This window comes from Pseudomonas izuensis, from assembly GCF_009861505.1.
GTDB classification, from domain to species: Bacteria; Pseudomonadota; Gammaproteobacteria; order Pseudomonadales; family Pseudomonadaceae; genus Aquipseudomonas; species Aquipseudomonas izuensis.
Map to the genome: position 1 here is coordinate 70,166 of NZ_WTFT01000050.1, position 19,822 is coordinate 89,987.

The 19,822-nt window shown below is 59.4% G+C and carries 16 protein-coding genes and 1 riboswitch; of the genes, 10 read left to right on the top strand and 6 right to left on the bottom strand.

Going from position 1 to position 19,822, the window contains the following annotated elements; all coding sequences use genetic code 11:
• Window positions 1–43: 43 nt before the first annotated feature.
• A riboswitch (yybP-ykoY riboswitch) is annotated at window positions 44–168 on the bottom strand.
• 39 nt (window positions 169–207) lie between these two features.
• Window positions 208–1,206: a methyltransferase gene (locus tag GPL81_RS29470; RefSeq protein WP_160109593.1), complete on the bottom strand. Its 999-nt coding sequence runs from the start codon at window positions 1,204–1,206 to the stop codon at window positions 208–210.
• Between the two features lie 32 nt (window positions 1,207–1,238).
• The gene (locus tag GPL81_RS29475; RefSeq protein WP_160109594.1) at window positions 1,239–2,204 is read right to left on the bottom strand and encodes a 2-hydroxyacid dehydrogenase; all 966 of its coding nucleotides are present in this window, start codon (window positions 2,202–2,204) and stop codon (window positions 1,239–1,241) included.
• 91 nt (window positions 2,205–2,295) lie between these two features.
• Here GPL81_RS29475 and GPL81_RS29480 point away from each other — a divergent pair, with 91 nt between their 5' ends.
• Window positions 2,296–2,925, top strand: coding sequence for a LysE family translocator (locus GPL81_RS29480; RefSeq protein WP_160109595.1), 630 nt, complete (start codon window positions 2,296–2,298; stop codon window positions 2,923–2,925).
• 49 nt (window positions 2,926–2,974) lie between these two features.
• On the opposite strand, the gene GPL81_RS29485 is transcribed toward GPL81_RS29480, so the two are convergent.
• A complete protein-coding gene (locus GPL81_RS29485) occupies window positions 2,975–3,613 on the bottom strand; it encodes a CatB-related O-acetyltransferase (protein WP_160109596.1) in 639 nt (212 codons plus the stop codon).
• A gap of 39 nt (window positions 3,614–3,652) precedes the next feature.
• Entirely contained in the window at window positions 3,653–4,546 is an 894-nt protein-coding gene (locus GPL81_RS29490) for a glycosyltransferase family 2 protein (RefSeq protein ID WP_160109597.1), read from the bottom strand.
• A gap of 359 nt (window positions 4,547–4,905) precedes the next feature.
• Here GPL81_RS29490 and GPL81_RS29495 point away from each other — a divergent pair, with 359 nt between their 5' ends.
• The 6 genes from GPL81_RS29495 to GPL81_RS29520 all read left to right on the top strand — a co-directional run bounded on the left by GPL81_RS29495 (window position 4,906) and on the right by GPL81_RS29520 (window position 14,793).
• Entirely contained in the window at window positions 4,906–6,588 is a 1,683-nt protein-coding gene (locus GPL81_RS29495) for a fatty acid--CoA ligase (protein ID WP_160109598.1), read from the top strand.
• A 340-nt stretch (window positions 6,589–6,928) separates the two neighbouring features.
• On the top strand, window positions 6,929–8,815 hold the full coding sequence (locus GPL81_RS29500; RefSeq protein WP_160109599.1) for a DUF1302 domain-containing protein: 1,887 nt from the start codon (window positions 6,929–6,931) through the stop codon (window positions 8,813–8,815).
• A 28-nt stretch (window positions 8,816–8,843) separates the two neighbouring features.
• Window positions 8,844–10,208, top strand: coding sequence for a DUF1329 domain-containing protein (locus GPL81_RS29505; protein WP_160109600.1), 1,365 nt, complete (start codon window positions 8,844–8,846; stop codon window positions 10,206–10,208).
• Window positions 10,209–10,508: 300 nt separating this feature from the next.
• Complete coding sequence (locus GPL81_RS29510; RefSeq protein ID WP_160109601.1) at window positions 10,509–13,247, top strand: winged helix-turn-helix domain-containing protein; 2,739 nt, start codon at window positions 10,509–10,511, stop codon at window positions 13,245–13,247.
• An 86-nt stretch (window positions 13,248–13,333) separates the two neighbouring features.
• Complete coding sequence (locus GPL81_RS29515; protein WP_160109602.1) at window positions 13,334–13,975, top strand: MBL fold metallo-hydrolase; 642 nt, start codon at window positions 13,334–13,336, stop codon at window positions 13,973–13,975.
• Between the two features lie 104 nt (window positions 13,976–14,079).
• A complete protein-coding gene (locus GPL81_RS29520) occupies window positions 14,080–14,793 on the top strand; it encodes a YiaD family glycine zipper/OmpA-like lipoprotein (protein WP_096509134.1) in 714 nt (237 codons plus the stop codon).
• A 111-nt stretch (window positions 14,794–14,904) separates the two neighbouring features.
• Here the strand turns inward: GPL81_RS29520 and GPL81_RS29525 are convergent, their stop codons facing one another.
• Window positions 14,905–15,339 (bottom strand): Z-ring associated ZapG family protein, encoded by a 435-nt coding sequence (locus GPL81_RS29525; protein WP_096509135.1) that lies wholly within the window; start codon window positions 15,337–15,339, stop codon window positions 14,905–14,907.
• 144 nt (window positions 15,340–15,483) lie between these two features.
• Between GPL81_RS29525 and GPL81_RS29530 the strand changes: the two genes are divergently transcribed.
• From GPL81_RS29530 to zapE, 3 genes are all read left to right on the top strand, one after another.
• Complete coding sequence (locus tag GPL81_RS29530; RefSeq protein WP_160109603.1) at window positions 15,484–16,113, top strand: alpha/beta hydrolase; 630 nt, start codon at window positions 15,484–15,486, stop codon at window positions 16,111–16,113.
• A gap of 24 nt (window positions 16,114–16,137) precedes the next feature.
• Complete coding sequence (locus GPL81_RS29535) at window positions 16,138–17,493, top strand: tryptophan--tRNA ligase (protein WP_160109604.1); 1,356 nt, start codon at window positions 16,138–16,140, stop codon at window positions 17,491–17,493.
• Window positions 17,494–17,583: 90 nt separating this feature from the next.
• Window positions 17,584–18,678, top strand: coding sequence for a cell division protein ZapE (zapE, locus tag GPL81_RS29540; protein WP_160109605.1), 1,095 nt, complete (start codon window positions 17,584–17,586; stop codon window positions 18,676–18,678).
• A gap of 178 nt (window positions 18,679–18,856) precedes the next feature.
• Here the strand turns inward: zapE and GPL81_RS29545 are convergent, their stop codons facing one another.
• Window positions 18,857–19,777, bottom strand: coding sequence for a GlxA family transcriptional regulator (locus GPL81_RS29545; protein WP_172901650.1), 921 nt, complete (start codon window positions 19,775–19,777; stop codon window positions 18,857–18,859).
• Between the last annotated feature and the right edge of the window lie 45 nt (window positions 19,778–19,822).

Sequence of the window (19,822 nt, forward strand, 5' to 3'; positions counted from 1 at the left end):
GCCTTCCCGCCCCGGGTAAGGTGTTCGTGTCATAGGTCTTGTCAAACCCTGCGATCCATCTGATGTGGATGCTTGGGTCGCATGCGCCATGGTCTGAGGACCAAGTATGTTGACGCATGCCGGACGAGCATGGCGCTCGTGGGAGACTACTCCCCTAGGACGGAGCGGATTCTGCCTACGCAAACCCGTTTGAGCAAGAACAAATTTTCAGCCGCGTTTAGCCCTGTAGATCCGAAAACCCTGTCCTTCTGCCTTGATGGTGCACGCGCCCAAGTGCTCCTCGATGAGCGGTTGATACTTCAGGAAGCTGTTGGCCACCAGGCGAAGTTCGCCGCCGTTTTTCAGATGTTTGGCTGCTTTTCTCAGCAAGTTCTCGGTCGCGTAATAGTCGGTATGCACCCCGACATGGAACGGTGGATTGCTCAAAATCGCATTCAAACCCATGGGGGCGGCGTCGATACCGTCACCGGTAATGACCTCGGCTTCCAGACCGTTGGCAGCCAGGGTCAAACGGCTGCTGGCGGCGGCAAACGCATCAACGTCCAGCAAGGTGACCTGGTTGTGCGGGTAGCGACGTTTGACCGCAGCCCCCAACACCCCGGCACCGCAACCGAAGTCCAGCAAATGACCGCTTGGCAGTTTGTCCAGATGCTCCAGCAACAGCGCGCTACCGCGATCCAGTCGGCCATGGCTGAACACGCCCGGCAGGCTGATCACTTTGAGCGGGCCTTCGGCAAGCGGCAGCTCGTATTCCTGGGCCAGGCTTTCCAGCGATTTGGCTTGTGGCGCGTTCGCCACGGTGACTTGCCAGAGCTGGCAATGCCGCGCGCTGTCGAGCTTTCGCGGCTTGCCGAAGGGATTCAGTTGCTTGGCGGCGCCTTCGATGCCGCTTTTCTTCTCACCGACCAGGTACACCTCACGGCCTTCCAGGCGTGACGCCACGGCGTTGAGGATGTAATCGGTCAGATCCCTGGATTTGGGCAGAAACACCACGGCGGATTCGAACGCGAACTCAGGTGCATTCACGCCAAAATCGCTGCGGCCGGCAAAGCGTGCATCCAGCGCGGCTTGATCGCCGGCATGCCAGCACCAACCGCGAGCGTCGGGCAGGCGGCCGAGCAGGTCATCGGCGGGCAAACCGGCCAACAACACTGGACCCTGGAATAATTCAGCCTGACGAAGCAGTACTTCACTGCGCGGATCCATAACTGCTCCTGTGAAAAAAGTGCCGCAGTTTATCAACTGACGACCCGCAGCGCCTTACCGCTGAAGTATCCCAAGGCGTTTTCGGTGACCTGGCCAACGATTCGCTGCCGCGCTTCGCGACTGCCCCAGGCGTTGTGCGGGGTGACGATCAGCCGAGGGATGTCGTGGGCCAGCAACGGGTTGCCGTTCACCGGTGGTTCCACACTCAGCACGTCAGTGGCGGCACCGCCCAGATGCCCGTTGCGCAAGGCATCGGCCAGCGCTTGTTCATCGATCAGGCCGCCACGGGCGGTGTTGACCACAAACGCGCCGGGTTTCATCGAGGCCAGTTCACGGGCGCCGATGAAATGTCGGGTGTGTTCGTTCAGCGGGCAGTGCAAGGTCAATGCGTCGATTTGCGGCAGCAGTTCGTCCAGCGGCAGACGGTCGGGCCGGGTAGGGCGGCCCGGGATCTGGCCCAACAGTACGCGCATGCCAAACGCTTCGGCCAGCCGCGCGACCGCGCCGCCCAGTTCGCCGTGGCCGAGCAACCCCAGGGTTTTTCCTTCCAGCTCGACAATCGGGTAATCCAACAGGCAAAACTGCTTTGCCTGCTGCCAGCGCCCTTCGCCAACGGCTTTCTGATAATCAGCCAGGCGCGTCGCCAGGTTGAGCAGCAGCATGATCGTGTGTTGCGCCACGGACGGTGTGCCGTAACCCTGGCAGTTGCACACGGTAACGCCGTGGGCACGAGCGGCCACGAGGTCGACATTGTTGGTGCCGGTGGCGGTGATCAGGATCAGCTTCAGCTCTGGGCTGGCAGCGATGGCGGCGGCGTCGATCTGGATCTTGTTGGTGATGGCAACCGTGGCGCCCTTGAGGTGTTCGATCACTTGATCAGGCAAGGTCTGTGCGAACAGCTGCAATTCGCTGAAGCACCCGCGTAGCGGGCCGAGGTCGAGATCACCCAGATCCAGGGACGGGTGGTCGAGGAAAACGGCGCGGCGAATGTTCGTCATCAACTGTACCTTTTGTGCAATGAACTGAAGGCGTAATCTGCCGAGCCTACCAGATGAAATGAATCGTTACGCTTGGCCTAAAGGAGCCCTCATGTACTGGACAGAGTTCTTGACCGTTGCCCTGATTCACCTGCTGGCCGTCGCCAGCCCTGGCCCGGACTTTGCCGTGGTGGTGCGTGAGAGCGTGACCCACGGTCGTCGCGCCGGCACCTGGACGGCGTTGGGCGTCGGCACGGCGATTTTCCTGCATGTTGGCTATTCGCTGCTGGGCATCGGCCTGATCGTGTCCCAGTCGATCGTGTTGTTCAACGCCTTGAAATGGGCCGCCGCCGCTTACTTGCTGTACATCGGTTTCAAGGCGCTGCGGGCGCAACCGGCCAAGGCGGTGGCGGACGATCTGCACAAGGAGGCGGGAGAGCGCACGGCACGCGGTGCATTCACCTCGGGGTTCGTGACCAATGGCCTGAACCCGAAGGCCACACTGTTCTTCCTGTCATTGTTCACGGTGGTAATCAATCCGCATACACCGCTAGCGGTGCAGGCCGGCTACGGGATTTACCTCGCGGCAGCCACGGCAACCTGGTTCTGCCTGGTGGCCATGCTGTTCAGCCAGCAGCGCGTTCGCGCCGGGTTCGCCCGAATGGGGCACTGGTTCGACCGGACCATGGGCGCAGTACTGATCGCGATCGGCGTGAAGCTCGCGTTTACCGAGATGCACTAAGGCGTCCCGGAGGTGGCCGCGCAGGACAAGCAGCGGCCAAAACGCTGATTTATGTGGCGTCGACGCTGGAGGCCTGGCGTTGACGGGCATAGTCCAGAAAGCCGTCCATATCGTCACTGCTCAACAGCCTCGACAATGCTTTGACTTCTTCCAGTGGCCAGTCCCACCAAGCCGACGCCAGCAGGTCCTGACGCACGTCCTCGGCAAAACGCCAGCGAATGTGGCGGCATGGATTGCCGCCCACAATCGCATAGGGTTCGACATCGCGAGTCACAATGGCGCCGGCCGCGACTACCGCGCCGTGGCCAATGGTCACGCCGGACAAAATCATGACGTTGGCACAAATCCAGCAATCGCTGCCGATCACTACATCGCCCTTGGTCGGACTGCAGCCGGGAATGTCCCGGGCTTCATCAATCATCAGTGGAAACGGGTAGGTGCTGACCCAGTCGGTTCGGTGGCCACCGCCCAGTAAAATCTTCACGCCTTCGGCAATCGAGGTGTAGGAACCCACTTTTAAAATGGTGTCGTCGCCGAACTCCAGGACCTCCGGGATGCCATAGGTGCCCACCCCGACTTCGTACCCGGGATAGCGTAAACGGATTTTTTCCGGTGCCCTTTCCAGTTTCTCCAGGCGTTTGAGATGCTTTCTGGTTTTTCGATGTTTGAGTTTTTCGATGAAATTCATGCATGGGGCCTGGGGAGCGATGGGTATAAACGTTGTCGTCTAGCGATGCAGCACCAGGCGTTTCAGGCGTCTGAAGCTGGTTCGGTTCAAGTGTCGCCAGGGGATCGAGCGCAACAATTGCCAGGCTTCTTTCTTGTCTTCGACCACGGCGTATTTGAGAGCCTTGTTCACCAGGTGAGAGCGGGCGCGCTGGTAGGCGGGATGGTCTATGTACGGTGCGATGGCTTCAAGATCAGCCTGCAGCAGCACCCGATACTTTCTCGACAAGTTGTTGGGATGACGGCGATAGCGGGTTGTGTAAACGGGTATTTCATGGATCTCATACCCCAGGTGGGCAACGCGCAAGGTCATCTGGAAGTCCTGAACGCGCAAGTGCGGGGCGTAGAAGCCGGCACGTCGCATCGCGCTCATTCGGTAAAGTGCGACCGGGGCACCTATCACGATGGCACTGCTGAGGATTTGATCGAAGTCGTAGACGCGTGTGCTGTCGCGTTTCTGCTGCTTAATTGTGTTGCCATCGCTATCCATGTAGGTGATCAGAGCCCCCACGCAGCCGACGTTCGGGTTCCTGTCCAGATAGTCGGCACGAATGCGCACCGACTCTGGAAGCATGATGTCGTCCAGGTCAGGCGTCGACACATAGACGCCTTTTGCGTACCGCAAGCCGTGGTTGAGCGCGGCACTCACTCCCTGGTTCGGCTGTGAATACAGCTGAAATTCATAGGATTGCTGCAATCGCTTGAGCATTTCGACGCTGTTGTCGCTGGACCCGTCGTCAACGATGATGACTTCGAAATTCGGGTAATCCTGGGCAAAGATGCTCTTGATGGCCTCTTCCAGGTACTTTTCCGCGTTGTAGCAAGGCGCCACGATAGAAACCAGAGGGGCTTGTGTCGAGGCGCAAGCCTGGGGAGCGGTCGCTTCAGTGCTCATTGTTATACATACCGTTTTGACAACGTAGGTTTGATGTAAAGCTTCCGCCTGGAAATCCGTGTAGCAGGTTTGACAGCGCTTGGCTCACGCATCGATCGGCATTCTGTATCAATAATTGTACGTATGTGCATGCTCGCCTGTCATTTGCCTGAGAACAAGCTTTGCGTCAACGAAATTGCAATGTTTGCGGCGGGAATCCGGACTTGAGGTAAAGGACACGAATTGATGGCTCAACGCCACTATTGTGTGGCTCTATTGTGTGGCTCTGCAAATCATTCCTTTGGCTGATTTGGCTGGCGAGCAGGGGCACTACAGTGCTTACTTTCAGCCACGACCGTGCAGTCAGAAAAGGGATTCTTATGTTGCAGACACGCGTTATCCCCCCAGCCGAAGGCGCTTACCAGTATCCGCTGCTGATCAAACGGCTTTTGATGTCCGGTACGCGTTATGAGAAAACCCGCGAAATCGTCTACCGCGACCAGTTGCGCTACAGCTATCCGACCCTGATCGAACGGGTCGCGCGGCTGGCCAACGTGTTGACGGCGGCCGGGGTCAAACCCGGCGACACCGTGGCGGTCATGGATTGGGACAGCCATCGTTATCTGGAATGCATGTTCGCCATTCCGATGATCGGCGCCGTGATCCACACCATCAACGTGCGCCTGTCGCCGGAGCAGATCCTCTACACCATGAATCATGCCGAGGACCGCTATGTGCTGGTCAACAGCGAATTCGTGGGGCTGTACAACGCGATTGCCGGGCACCTGACCACCGTCGAGAAAACCCTGCTGCTGACCGACCTGCCGGAAAAAACCGCCGACCTGCCGAATCTCGTCGGCGAGTACGAGCAGTTGCTGGCAGCCGCGAGCCCGCAGTACGACTTCCAGGACTTTGACGAGAACTCGGTCGCGACCACGTTCTACACCACCGGCACCACCGGTAATCCCAAGGGGGTGTATTTCACCCATCGGCAATTGGTCCTGCACACCATGGGCGTGTCGACCATCATGGGCGCGATCGACAGCGTGCGCCTGCTGGGCACCAACGACGTGTACATGCCGATCACCCCGATGTTTCACGTTCATGCCTGGGGGTTGCCGTATGTAGCGACCATGCTCGGGCTCAAGCAGGTTTATCCCGGTCGTTACGACCCGGAATTCCTGGTGGAGTTGTGGCGCAAGGAAAAGGTCTCCTTCTCTCACTGCGTGCCGACCATCCTGCAAATGGTCCTCAATTCCAAGGCAGCGCAAAACATCGACTTTGGTGGCTGGAAAATCGTCATCGGTGGCAGTGCGCTTAATCGTGCGCTGTACGAAGCCGCCAAGGCCAAAGGCATTCAGTTGACCGCCGCTTACGGCATGTCGGAAACCGGGCCGCTGGTATCGTGCGCGCACCTCAACGACGAGCTGATGGCCGGTACCGAAGATGAGCGGACCACCTACCGGATCAAGGCCGGCGTGCCGGGGCCATTGGTGGAGGCGGCAATCGTCGACACCGACGGCAACTTCCTCCCCGCCGACGGTGAGACTCAGGGTGAACTGGTGCTGCGTGCGCCGTGGCTCACCGAGGGTTACTTCAACGAGCCGCAAAAAGGCGCCGAACTCTGGGCCGGGGGCTGGTTGCACACCGGTGATGTCGCGACCCTGGACAGCATGGGCGTGATCGACATTCGTGACCGGATCAAGGATGTGATCAAGACCGGTGGCGAGTGGATCTCCTCCCTCGACCTCGAAGACCTGATCAGTCGCCATGTGGCGGTACGCGAAGTAGCAGTGGTAGGGATTGCCGATCCACAGTGGGGCGAGCGCCCGTTTGCCTTGCTGGTGCTGCGCGAAGGCCATGAGATTGGGGCCAGGGAACTCAAGGAACACCTCAAGCCGTTCGTGGAGCTGGGGCACCTGAGCAAGTGGGCCATCCCGAGCCAGATCGCCCTTGTTACTGAAATTCCCAAGACCAGTGTCGGTAAACTCGACAAGAAGAAAATTCGCGTCGACATCTCCGAATGGCAAGCCACCAACAGCACCTTCCTTTCGACGCTTTAAGCCCTCCTTTGGCGTGCCTGAAAGGGCACGCCAGCCCCACCAAGCAAGCGCTTGGCTTGTTAAATTCTGATTTTCAGCCATTCTTGCCGGGCCGACGGGTGTCGGACTGGCGAAAGGACTGTTCCAGAGTGGCTGGCAGGTGCAAATCACACTTTAGAGGGATCAAGCACTACTACCTGCTGGCTATAGTCCGCTCAAGGATTTTTAAGAACGGAGCAAACGCACAAACTGGGGCGATGCAACTTTGGAATGACTTTGGGATGCCTTGGCTCCCGGTTATCCACAGCGTTTTTAGAAGTGCTCACTGCCATAACAATAAAATGCACATGGAGTAGCGTCGATGACATCAGTAAACCAGTTCTGGCGCCGGGCTAAGTTACCCCTGGCCGTCAGCCTTGCCTCTACGCTCGCCGGACCTGCATTCGGCGTCAGTTTCAACGTTGGCGAAATCGAAGGTCAGTTCGACTCATCCCTGTCGATTGGTGCCAGTTGGTCTACCGAGCAGCCGAACAAGAACCTCATCGGCGTCAACAACGGCGGCCGCGGGCTGTCCCAGACTTCCGATGACGGTCACCTGAACTTCAAGAGCGGCGAAACCTTCTCGAAGATCTTCAAGGGCATTCACGACCTTGAATTGAAGTACGGCGACACCGGCGTTTTCGTCCGTGGCAAATACTGGTACGACTTTGAACTGAAAGACGAAAGCCGTCCGTTCAAGGACATCAGCGACGACGGCCGCAAGGAAGGCGCGAAGTCCGCCGGTTCCGAACTCCTCGATGCGTTCGTCTATCACAACTACTCCATCGCCGACTTGCCGGGTTCCGTGCGCTTGGGCAAGCAGGTAGTGAGCTGGGGTGAGAGTACCTTTATCGGCGGCGGCATCAACTCGATCAACCCGATCGATGTCTCCGCGTTCCGTCGTCCAGGTGCCGAGATCAAGGAAGGCCTGATCCCGGTCAACATGTTCTACATCTCCCAGAGCCTCACCGACAATCTGTCGGCCGACGCCTTCTACCAGCTGGAATGGGACCAGACCGTCGTCGACAACTGCGGCACCTTCTTCTCCCAGCCGGACATCATCGCCGACGGCTGCAACAACAACCTGCGCGTGCTGAACAGCCGTTCGACGATTCCTGCCGCTGCGTTGCCGACGCTGACCGCGTTGGGTGTCGATGCCAACAACGAAGGTGTGCTGGTGCGCCGTGGCCCTGACCGCGATGCGCGGGACAGCGGTCAGTGGGGGGCGTCCTTCAAATACATGTTCGACCCACTGGACACCGAATTCGGTGCCTATTTCATGAACTACCACAGCCGTGCGCCGATCTTCAGCGCCACGGGCGCGTCACAAGCGACTTTCGCCCGAGTGGCGGCCTTGCCAGCACAATTGCGCGCTCTGGCGCCGCTGATCGTCGCGGGTAATTCGAGCTACTTCGTCGAGTATCCGGAAGACATCCGCCTGTACGGCTTGAGCTTCTCCACCACCCTGCCTACCGGTACGGCGTGGAGCGGTGAAGTCAGCTACCGTCCGAATGCACCGGTGCAGCTCAACTCCACCGACATCCTGTTCGCCGGTGTCCGTCCTCTGGGCGGCGCGCTGACCAACGCTTCGCTGCTTTCCGGCGTGCCGGGCCAGGACTTGCACGGCTATCGCCGCAAGGAAGTCACCCAGTTCCAGACCACCCTGACGCACTTCTTCGATCAGGTCATGGGCGCCAGCCGTCTGACCCTGGTGGGCGAAGTGGGCGTAACCCACGTCGGCGGCCTGGAAAACTCTTCGGATGTCCGTTATGGCCGTGACCCGGTCTTCGGTCCAGGCGAGTTGCCTGCCACCGGCGGCCAAAACACTTGCGTGGCACTCAACAACAGCACCATCAACGGCGCCGGTCCGGGTTCACCGACCAACAACCTCAGCCGCAATTGCACCGACGAAGGCTTCACCACGGCGACCTCCTGGGGTTATCGCGGTCGTGCCATCTGGGAATACAACGACGTATTCGCCGGTGTGAACCTCAAGCCGAACGTGGCCTGGTCCCACGACGTGAGCGGCTACTCCCCGGGTCCTGGCGGCAACTTCGAGGAAGGCCGCAAGGCGGTCAGCCTGGGTGTCGACGCCGAGTACCAGAACACCTACACCGCAAGCCTGGCATACACCAACTTCTTCGACGGCAAGTACACCACCGTGGATGATCGCGACTTCGTTGCGCTCAGCTTCGGCGTGAACTTCTAAGCACTTTATTTTCAGGACGAGTACACACATGAAAATAACAAAGAGTCTGTTCCACGCCGGTGTCCTGGGTCTTTCGTTGCTGGCGACCAGCGTAATGGCGGCGGTCCCGGCGGCCGAAGCGGACAAGCTGGGCAAGAGCCTGACCCCGATGGGGGCCGAGATGGCGGGTAACGCCGACGGTTCGATTCCAGCCTGGAAGCCGATGCCGAAAAATGCCGGTACAGCCGACAGCAAGGGTTTCCTGTCCGATCCGTACGCCAGCGAAAAACCGCTGTTCATCATCACGGCGCAAAACGTCGAACAGTACAAGGACAAGCTCGCTCCGGGACAATATGCGATGTTCAAGCGCTACCCGGAAACCTTCAAGATGCCGGTTTACCCGTCCCATCGCGGTGCCACCGTGCCGGATGACGTGTTCGCCGCCATCAAGAAGAACGCCACCAACACGGAGCTGGTGTCCGGCGGCAACGGTCTGAAAAACTTTGATACCGCGGTACCGTTCCCAATCCCGAAAAACGGCGTGGAAGTCATCTGGAACCACATCACCCGTTATCGCGGTGGCAGCGTGACCCGTCTGGTGACCCAGGCCACGCCGCAGGCGAACGGTTCGTTCAGCCTGGTGTACTTCCAGGACCAGTTCGTATTCCGCGACAAGATGAAGGATTATGACGCGTCGAATCCAGGCAACATCCTGTTCTACTTCAAGCAGAAAGTGACCGCGCCCGCACGCCTGGCCGGTGGTGTGTTGCTGGTGCACGAGACTCTCGACCAGGTCGCGGAACCGCGTTCGGCGTGGGTCTACAACGCCGGTCAGCGTCGCGTGCGTCGTGCGCCTCAAGTGTCCTATGACGGCCCGGGTACCGCCGCCGACGGTCTGCGTACCTCCGACAACCTGGACATGTACAACGGTGCACCGGATCGTTACGACTGGAAGCTCGAAGGCAAGAAAGAGATGTACATCGCCTCCGATGCCTACAAGCTCGACGATCCGAAGCTCAAGTACGCCGACATCATCAAGGCCGGCCACATCAACCAGGACCTGGCTCGCTACGAGCTGCGCCGGGTCTGGCATGTGGTGGCAACCTTGAAGGAAGGTCAGCGCCACATCTACGCCAAACGTGACTTCTACATCGACGAGGACACCTGGCAGGCGGCGGTGATCGACCACTACGACGGTCGCAATCAACTCTGGCGTGTGGCGGAAGCTCACTCCCAGAACTACTACAACGTTCAGGTGCCGTGGTACACCCTGGAGGCCCTGTACGACCTGCAATCGGGCCGTTACCTGGCACTGGGCATGAAAAACGAAGAGAAGTCGGCGTATGACTTCGGCTTCACCGCCAGCACTGCGGACTTCACCCCGAACGCCTTGCGTCAGGATGGTATTCGCTAACTTCTGGAAAACCGAGGCCGCATCCTCAGAAAACGCCCCGACTGGTTCGGGGCGTTTTTTTTTGGTCGAAGCGGTCCCACTGTAGGAGCGAGCTTGCTCGCGATGGTCGCCAACGATAACGCGTAAAACCTGACACCCCGCGGCGCCCTCGGGTTTTTCGCGAGCAGGCTCGCTCCTGCAGTTGGCGGTTCGTAGACTTTTTGTAGCCATTTGTAGCAATTATCTTCATTCCCTCATCGTTTACCGCTAGTCTGCGGACATCTGCAACGCCGCCACCCGCAATTCAAACAAGAGCCGGCCATGACTGATCTGACCCCACCACCAGGTCCTGCAAGCGTCGCGATCACCGCGCTGGACGGGCGCTTTTTCCGACCGCCATTGCCCGACGGCCATGTGCTGCGCCCGCGACTGTGCGAGCGCCTGAGTGCGGGGCTCGGCGGCAGGCTGCTGTTGGTGAGCGCTCCAGCGGGGTTCGGCAAGAGTTCATTGGCGGTGGAGTTCTGTCAGGCGCTGCCGGCGCATTGGCAAAGTCTGTGGCTGGGCTTGAGTCCGAGGGACAGCGACCCGGGCCGATTCCTCGAGCGATTGCTCGAAGGCCTTCAGGATTTTTATCCACAACTGGGCAGGCAGTCTCTCGGGCTGCTGAAAATGCGTCAGCGCCATCAGCCCTTTGCCTTCGAAGAATGGCTGGACGGATTGCTCGACGAACTGGCCGTGCACCTGTCGACGGCGACGCCGCTGTTGCTGGTGCTCGATGACTATCATCTGGCCCAGGGACCGGTTTTGGATCGTTGCCTGCAATTTTTCCTCAACCACCTTCCCGATGGCCTGTTGGTGATGGTCACCAGTCGTCAGCGTCCTGATTGGCACCTGGCACGGCTTCGTCTGTCGCGGCAGCTGCTGGAATTGCACGAGCAAGACCTGCGCCTGACCCACGATGAAGCCTTGAGTCTGCTCGCCCGTCACAGTAGTTCCTTGCGCGGTGAGGCGCTGGAAAGCCTGATCCAGCGCAGCGAAGGCTGGGTGGCCGGGTTGCGTTTCTGGCTGTTGGCGGCGTCGGAAGCTGGCACGCAAGGCGCCTTGCCCCAGGCGCTTCACGGCGGGGAAGGCCTGATCCGCGATTACCTGCTTGAAGAAGTGATCGATTGCCTGCCCGCCGAGGTGCAGGCCTTTCTCTACGACACCGCGCCCCAGGAGCGTTTCTGCAGCGAACTGTGCGACGCCGTGCGAGACGCCCATGACAGTGCCGAGATCCTGCGCTTTCTGGCAGCCCACCAGGTGTTCCTGGTACCGCTGGACGAACATGGTCACTGGTATCGCTATCATCATCTGTTTTCCGACCTGCTGCGCTCGCGGCCCGCTATCCAGTCGATGGTGCCGGCCGCCAGCCTGCACCTGCGCGCCTGTCGCTGGTTCAATGCCCAGGGGTTACTCGATGAAGCGGTAGAGCAGGCGTTGCGTGCCGGACATCTGGACGTCGCGGCGAACCTGGTGCAAAACCTGTCGGAGGAACAACTGCTGGCCGAGCAGAACGTCGGTATGTTGCTGCGCTGGAAAATGGACTTGCCCGACAGCCTGCTGATCAGCACGCCACGGCTGATCGTGCTCTACAGCTGGGCGCTGGGGATGGCTTGTCAGCTGGATGCCGCCGAGGAACTGGCCAGTCATTTGAGCCGCTTCCTGCCCGCCCCGTCAGCCACTGCGCAAAAGTCGATGCTGGCGCAATGGCTGGCCTTGAGCGGGATCATCGCCCGTGGGCGTGGTAACCGTGAACTCACGTTGCGCTATTGCACCGAAGCGCTGGAAAGCCTTCCGTGTAAGCGTTACGGTCAGCGGCTTATGTGTCTCTCGACCCTGTCCAACCTGGCCATTGCCGACGGTGATTTGTGGCGTGCGCGTGGGCTGAACCGTGATTCACTGGAGCTGGCGCAACGGGTCGGCAATCCATTATTCGAAGCGCTGGCCCACTACGACCGCGCGCGAGTGCTGCAAGCACGAGGGGAAATCCTGCGTTCGCTGAATGAAGTCCGGCAGGGGCTGCAACGCTTGCAAGGGCTGTCACCGCAACGACTCTATGCCGTACGCGCACGCCTGACGTTGTACGAAGGTTTTCTGCTAGCGCTACGCCTGCAACCGCAAGCGGCTCGGGTGCGTTTGCAGGTTGGCTTGAGCGAGGCCAGAGCCTGTCGCGACATCAGCGTACTGATCGGCCACTGTGTCATCGCCCGACTTGAAGGCAGCAGCGGCGAATTCGCCAAGGCCTTTGCAGAGCTGGCCGAAGCCGAACGTCTGATGCATATCTGGGACGTGCCGCCCATTTATTATCTGGCGATGATCACCCTGGTCAAATGCGAACTCTGGCTGGCCCAGGGGCGTATCGATCTGGCCGAAGCCTGGCTGGCGCGACTGGGGCAGACCTATAACGGTGGACACCCGGCATCGCCCCCGGAGTTCCACCCGCAACTTCCCCTGCATATCGAACTGCAACAGGCCCTGCTGGAAGTCATTCAGGGACAACCGATGTTGGCCGAAGGGCGTTTGAATGCGCTGCTCGAACAGGGGCAGCAAACTGGCCGGCAGTTGCTCAGTGCGATGGCCCTGACTCAAAAAGTCTCTTTGTTGCTGGGCAACGGTCGCGAGCCCGAGGCGCGCAAGGCGCTGGCTCAGGCGCTGGATGCCGCTGCAGGGGGCGCGCTGCAACCGTTTGAAGGATTGTTGGCCGAACATCCGGACTGGCTTCGCGGACAACTGCAAAGCTGTGAGGCGACCACCGTTTCACAGGACCTTTCAGAAAAATTGCCGGCATTGGCAAATCGTCCGGCGCTGGAGCCTGCCCTGCCGGCTGAACAACTGAGTACCCGGGAAATGGCCGTTTTGCGTTTGATCGCCCAAGGTTGCTCGAACCAGGAAATCAGCGATCAGCTGTTCATCTCCCTGCACACCGTCAAAACCCATGCCAGCCACATCAACAGCAAGCTTGGCGTTGAACGGCGTACGCAGGCTGTAGCGCGGGCCAAGGAATTGGGGGTGTTGGGTTAAGGATTTTTCACGTTTCACCGCAGGGTAAATCGCGGAATACTCAATTGTGCGAAAATCCCTCGTCCCCGTTTATCGAGCAGGCCCCGATGTCCCAGCAGCCCACCCTCATTCGCGAAACCTTCCCCGTAGGCCCTTTGCAGTGCAACTGCACGATCATCGGCGATCCGGTGACGAAAAAGGCCATCGTCGTTGATCCGGGGGGCAATCACGAGCTGATCCTTGCCCGTCTCGATGCCTTGGGCTTGAAGGTCATCAGCATTATTCATACCCATGCGCACCTCGACCACTTCCTGGCGTCGGGTCAGCTGAAGGAAAAAACCGGCGCGACCCTGCACCTGCACAAGGAAGATCAATTCCTCTGGGATAACCTGGAGATGCAGTGCCAGATGTTTGGTGTTCCCTATACGCCGGTGCCGTCGCCGGATCGCTGGCTGGCTGACGATGAAGAGTTGGCTTGCGGTTGCGGTGTGGCATTGCACACACCAGGTCATACACCGGGTTCCATGAGCTTTTGGTTTTCAGAGGCTAAGCTGCTGATTGCCGGTGACACCCTGTTTCGTCGCGGGGTAGGGCGTACGGATTTGTGGGGTGGCGATCAGGCGACTATCGTGCGCTCGATCAAGCAGCGTCTGTATACGCTCGACGAAGAGGCGACGGTGGTGACCGGGCATGGTCCGGATACCCGTCTGGGTGATGAAATGCGCGAAAATCCTTTTGTTCGTGCCTGATTTGTAACACGTGGAATTTTCACCTGCGGAAACGATCCAACGCCCGCAAAGGTTCGATGCTTATGTCCGTTGCACCACAGAATGTAAAAAAGTAGGAGTTCTACATGTTCACCACGCGTCGTTTGATTATTGTCGCTACGGCTGTGGCCGTTTTATCCGGTTGCGCCTCGCCTAACCCATACGGCGGTGGCCAGGCCCAGGGCCAGGCGGATAGCGGCTCCGAAGGCATGAGCAAAACCGCCAAATACGGCGGCCTCGGCGCTCTGGCCGGCGCGTTGGCCGGTGCCGCCATCAACCATGATAACCGTGGCAAGGGCGCGCTGATCGGCGCTGCGGTAGTGGGTGCTTCCGCTGCCGGTTATGGCTACTACGCTGATCAGCAGGAGAAAAAACTGCGTGCCAGCATGGCCAACACCGGTGTTGAAGTGCAGCGTCAGGGCGATCAGATCAAGCTGATCATGCCGGGCAACATCACATTCGCCACCGATTCGGCGAATATCGCTTCCAGCTTCTACCAGCCGTTGAATAATCTGGCCGGTTCGCTGAAAGAGTTCAACCAGAACCAGATCGAAATCGTTGGCTACACCGACAGCACCGGCAGTCGTCAGCACAACATGGACCTGTCCCAGCGTCGGGCCCAGAGCGTTGCGACTTACCTGACCTCGCAAGGTGTGAGCGGTACGAACCTCAGCGCCCGTGGCGCCGGCCCGGACAGTCCGGTTGCCAGCAACGCAGACACCAACGGCCGGGCTCAGAACCGCCGTGTAGAGGTCAACCTCAAGGCGATTCCGGGCCAGCAATATGGCGCCCAGCAGTAAGGCACCGTGCAGCAGTACCCTTGATCGCCTGACTGAACCCCAGGTGTAAAAAAAACCGCCCGATCCTCAACAGATCGGGCGGTTTTTTTTGTGTTCCTAAAGGGGGCTTGCTTACTTCTTCAGGCCGTAGTGCTCATCGAGCATGCCTGGGGAGTTCGGGGCTTTTGGTGCGTAGTCGCGCGGCGGTTCCTGATTGCGCGGTGGCGTCAGGCGTTCCCGTGGAGCCTGCGCCGCGTCGGCGTGCAGGGAGGCCAGCAAGCGTTGGCGGGTCTGCTCGTCCAGGGCCAGGCGGTTGGCACCCTCGGCGAGATGATCCTGCACTTCCTGATAGCTCTGAGTCAGTTTCTTGACCAGTGTCGCAGTGCTGTTGAAGTGGGTCACCACCTCGTTCTGATAACTGTCGAAACGTTCCTGAATATCGTCCAGCTGACGTTGCGTGCTGCTAGGCGCGGCATTCGGCGCAAGGCGAGCGATCAGGAATCCAATGGCGACACCCACAACCAGGGCAAGAGTCGGTAACAACCAAACTAAGAGCGAGTGTTCCACGAGTCCTTCCTCTATAAACGGCTTTGCTTTACGTTAACGGCTCGAACCTGCGCTGTATACCGCGATTCACTCGCAATAGACAGCCACAGACAATTTGCTAGACGAGTCGACCCGATTCAAGGTCACGGAGTTCCTTCCTTGCTTATGCGCGAAACCCCTGTAGTGATTGACGGCCCGGCAGGCCAATTGGAAGCACTGTACCTGGACAGTGAGCAACCGCGCGGCCTCGCGCTCATCTGCCATCCAAACCCGGTACAGGGCGGCACCATGCTCAACAAAGTGGTGTCGACCCTGCAACGCACCGCTCGCGATGCCGGGTTGATCACCCTGCGTTTCAACTACCGTGGCGTCGGTGCCAGCGAAGGCACTCACGATATGGGCACCGGCGAAGTCGATGATGCCCAGGCCGTGGCTGAATGGTTTCGGGCCAGACACCCGGAGTTGCCCCTGACCCTGTTCGGTTTTTCCTTCGGCGGTTTTGTTGCAGCAAGTCTCGGCGGACGCCTGGAAGCGCAGGGCGAGGAGATCAAGCACCTGTTCATGGTCGCGCCGGCGGTCATGCGCCTGGGGGATCAGGATCAACTGCCGCAACATGGCGAACTGACCCTGATTCAGCCGGAAACCGACGAAGTCATCGATCCGCAAGTCGTTTATCAATGGTCCGACAAGCTCGAACGTCCCCATGAGCTGCTGAAAGTGGCAGAATGCGGACACTTTTTTCATGGCAAGCTGACCGATCTCAAGGATCTGATCCTGCCGCGTCTCTCGAATTGATTGCAGTCTGACAAGCGATTACCCATGACGACCCATACCCGTATCCTCACCGGCATCACCACCACCGGCACGCCGCACCTGGGCAACTACGCCGGTGCCATCCGCCCGGCGATCGTCGCCAGCCGTGACAGCAATGCCGATTCGTTCTATTTCCTGGCCGACTACCACGCCCTGATCAAATGCGATGACCCGCTGCGCATCCAGCGCTCGCGTCTGGAAATCGCCGCGACCTGGCTGGCCGGTGGGCTGGATGTGGACCGTGTGACCTTCTACCGCCAGTCCGATATCCCGGAGATCCCCGAGCTGACGTGGCTGCTGACCTGTGTGGCGGCCAAGGGCCTGCTCAACCGTGCCCATGCCTACAAGGCCTCGGTGGACAAGAACGTCGAGACCGGTGAAGACCCGGACGCCGGCATCACCATGGGCCTGTACAGCTACCCGGTGCTGATGGCCGCGGACATCTTGATGTTCAACGCACACAAGGTGCCGGTCGGTCGTGACCAGATCCAGCACGTGGAAATGGCGCGGGACATTGGCCAACGCTTCAACCATCTGTTTGGCCAGGGCAAAGAGTTCTTCACCATGCCCGAGGCACTGATCGAAGAAAGCGTCGCCACGCTGCCGGGCCTCGACGGCCGCAAGATGTCGAAGAGCTACGACAACACCATTCCTCTGTTCAGCAGCGCCAAAGAGATGAAGGACGCGATTTCGCGGATCGTCACCGACTCCCGCGCGCCGGGCGAAGCGAAGGATCCGGACAATTCCCACCTGTTCACCCTGTTCCAGGCGTTTGCTACCCCGGCGCAGTCCGACGAGTTCCGCAGCGAATTGTTGCAGGGCCTGGGTTGGGGCGAAGCGAAGAATCGCCTTTTCCAGCTGCTGGACAACGAACTGGGTGAATCCCGCGAGCGCTATCACCAGTTGATCGAGCGTCCGGCAGATCTGGAAGACATCCTGCAACACGGTGCGAAAAAGGCCCGTGCGGTGGCGACGCCGTTCCTTAACGAACTGCGTGAAGCAGTGGGTCTGCGTTCTTTCGTTGCACAGACGCAAGTGGCAACGACCACCAAGAAGAAAGCCGCGAAGGCTGCGCGTTTCGTCAGCTTCCGCGAAGACGACGGTAGTTTCCGTTTCCGTCTGCTGGCCGCCGATGGTGTGCAACTGTTGTTGTCGCGCAACTTTGCCGATGGCAAAACCGCAGGCCAGGTGACCAAGCAGCTGCAATCGGGTCAGGCGCTGGATGTGCGCAGTGAGGACCTGAGTTTCAGTGTCTGGCTGGAAGGCGAGTGCGTTGGGGACAGCCCGGCGTTCGCTGACAGCGCCGCCCGGGATGCTGCGATCGAGACTTTGCGGATCGCCCTGACGCCGGTTCAGGAATAATCAACGGATCGGTCATACCAAGGGCCGATTGCCATTCCCACGGGCCGTCGCTACAGTGACGGCCCGTTTTTGTTGCCTTGCTAACGAATTATGACGCCCCTAGAACGATATCAAGCTGATCTGAAACGCCCGGAATTCTTCCATGACGCTGCGCAGGAAACCGCGGTGCGTCATCTGCAGCGCCTGTACGACGACCTGGTCGCGGCCGAGCAGAACAAACCGGGCCTGCTGGGCAAACTGTTTGGCAAGAAGGATCAGACCCCGGTCAAGGGCCTGTACTTCTGGGGCGGCGTAGGTCGCGGCAAGACGTATCTGGTCGATACCTTCTTCGAAGCACTGCCGTTCAAGGAAAAGACCCGCACGCACTTCCACCGCTTCATGAAGCGTGTGCATGAAGAGATGAAGACCCTGGGTGGCGAGAAAAACCCGCTGACCATCATCGCCAAGCGTTTCTCCAACGAGTCGCGCGTGATCTGCTTCGATGAATTTTTCGTCTCCGACATCACCGACGCCATGATTCTCGGCACCCTGATGGAAGAACTGTTCAAAAACGGTGTGACCCTGGTCGCGACCTCGAACATCGTGCCCGACGGCCTCTATAAGGACGGCCTGCAACGCGCGCGTTTCTTGCCAGCCATCGCGCTGATCAAGCAGAACACCGAAATCGTTAACGTCGACAGCGGCGTCGATTATCGCCTGCGTCACCTCGAACAAGCCGAACTGTTCCACTTCCCGCTCGACGAAGCGTCCCACGAAAGCCTGCGCAAAAGCTTCCGTGCGCTGACACCGGAATGCACGGCAGCGGTCGAGAACGATGTGCTGATGATCGAGAACCGCGAAATCCGCGCCCTGCGCACCTGCGATGACGTGGCCTGGTTCGACTTCCGCGAACTGTGCGACGGCCCGCGCAGCCAGAACGACTACATCGAACTGGGCAAGATCTTCCACGCCGTGCTGCTCAGCGGCGTCGAGCAGATGAGTGTCACCACCGACGACATCGCCCGACGCTTCATCAACATGGTCGACGAATTCTACGACCGCAACGTGAAACTGATCATTTCTGCCGAAGTCGAGCTCAAGGACCTGTACACCGGTGGCCGCTTGAACTTCGAGTTCCAGCGCACCCTGAGCCGTTTGCTGGAAATGCAGTCCCACGAATTCCTGTCCCGGGCGCATAAGCCTTAACAGGATTCAGAAAATGAAAAAGGGCCTGCACATGCAGGCCCTTTTTTATGCGCTGAAGAACCCCTGTAGGAGCGCGCCTGCTCGCGATAGCGGTGTGTCAGTCGACATCTGCACTGAATTTTGAACTGCTATCGCGAGCAGGCTCGCTCCCACATTTGGTTGGTGCTTGGCTTTAAACCTACGCGGCTTGTTGAAACTGCTGCCGATACTGGTTCGGCGACAATTCGGTATGTTGGCGGAACAGTCGAGCAAAGAAGCTCGCATCGTCATAACCGACTTCGTAGCTGATGGTCTTGATGCTCTTGCGGCTGCCGGACAGCAGGCCCTTGGCAGTTTCGATGCGCAGGCGTTGCAGGTAGTGCAGCGGCTTGTCGCCGGTGGCGGTCTGGAAGCGGCGCATGAAGTTGCGGATGCTCATGCCGTGTTCGCGGGCGACGTCTTCGAAGCGGAATTTGTCGGCGAAGTGTTCTTCGAGCCAGTGCTGGATCTGCAGGATGATCACGTCCTGGTGCAGTTTCTGCCCGCCGAAGCCAATGCGTCCAGGGGAATAGCTGCGCTGCACTTCGTAGAGAATATCCCGAGCCACGGCCTGGGACACATTGGCGCCGCAGAACCGCTCGATCAGATAGATGTACAGATCGCAGGCGGAGGTGGTGCCGCCAGCGCAGTACAGGTTATCGGCGTCGGTCAGGTGTTTGTCCTGATTGAGGTAGACCCGCGGGAAACGTTCGGCGAAGGCATTGAAAAAGCGCCAGTAGGTGGTCGCCTCCTTACCGTCGAGCAGCCCAGCCTCCGCCAGCCAGAACACACCTGTGGCCTCGCCACACAGAACCGCGCCGCGCGCATGTTGCTGGCGCAGCCAGGGCAGGACTTGAGGGTAGCGGCGGCACAAGGATTCGAAGTCATCCCAGAATGCGGGGAGGACGATGATGTCGGCGTTTTCCAGTCCGCCGTCCACCGGCATGATGACATCGCTGAAACTGTTTACCGGTTTTCCGTCAGGACTGACCAGTCGGGTTTCGAACGCAGGGACCAGGCCGTGACCCAGTTGTTTGCCGTAGCGCAGGCTGGCGAGGTGGAAGAAATCCTTGGCTTGCATGAGGGTGGAAGCGAAAACCCGGTCGATAGCCAGGATGCTGACGCG